Annotated in this window: 2 protein-coding genes; one reads left to right on the top strand and one right to left on the bottom strand. The window is 63.9% G+C overall.

The window, feature by feature from the left end:
• Nucleotides 1–293, top strand: a 293-nt coding sequence (locus tag F6Q13_RS18415) for a hypothetical protein (protein ID WP_293059619.1), incomplete at its 5' end; no start/stop codon positions are given.
• Nucleotides 294–326: 33 nt separating this feature from the next.
• Here F6Q13_RS18415 and F6Q13_RS18410 read toward each other — a convergent pair.
• Nucleotides 327–662: a hypothetical protein gene (locus F6Q13_RS18410; RefSeq protein ID WP_293059617.1), complete on the bottom strand. Its 336-nt coding sequence runs from the start codon at nt 660–662 to the stop codon at nt 327–329.
• Nucleotides 663–776: the final 114 nt, after the last annotated feature.

Here is a 776-nt window from a genome sequence, read left to right as displayed (position 1 = left end):
TGCGGACGACGGTAACAAAACCTGGTCGAAACACACCAGCCGCGACGTTGCCCGGCGTTCCGCGGCGCCGCTACGCCAGAGCGTTACTTGGCCGGCTGGTGTCGCCGCTGGCGCACGATCACCGCGACATCGTTGGCGGCCATGACGAAGCAGGCCGCAGCTGCCGCCGCGACTGCTATGCCGTGGGTAGTGAGCATCAGCCAAACGGCAACGGCGACCAGGGCAACTGCCCGCAGATCCAATTTCGCTACTGCGCGCATTTGGGGGCTGGCTCTCTGTCGCACCTTCGATGAATGCTTCGATTCCGCCGCTTGCTCCCCCGATAATCATGCCGGGGATCGCGCCGATACCGCCCTCGGGTAGACCAGCTGCCCCACCCATTGCGATACCACCCCGTGCGTCTTAAACGAGTGGTCGACGAACTGGATTTTGCCTTCGCCCGCCGTGGCGTTGCTCATGTCCGCCCCGACCTGGGTGTCGTGGGTCACAAGGTCGGTGATCTGAGCCTGTAGCTGCTCGCTGTAGGCCTGTGCCTGAGCCTGGCGTTGTGACGCGACGGCACGGTTAGCAGACGGTCGGATGTCCACGAACTGTAAGGCCTCGGTCGGGGCGAACCCGTCAGCCTCCGCGTCCTCCAGGGTGTAGAGCACGCTGGAATGCATCTGATCGAGCGTGCTCGCTCCGTTTGTGGCGATCACCGCCAACGGATTGACTAGCTCGGCTAGACGGTTTGGGGGGCTGGGGCCTCGCTCACATGTGAACGTGGGTTGCCGACA

The organism is Mycobacterium sp. (assembly GCF_008709575.1).
Classification (GTDB): Bacteria; Actinomycetota; Actinomycetes; order Mycobacteriales; family Mycobacteriaceae; genus Mycobacterium.
This window is presented reverse-complemented; position numbering and strand designations above follow the sequence as displayed.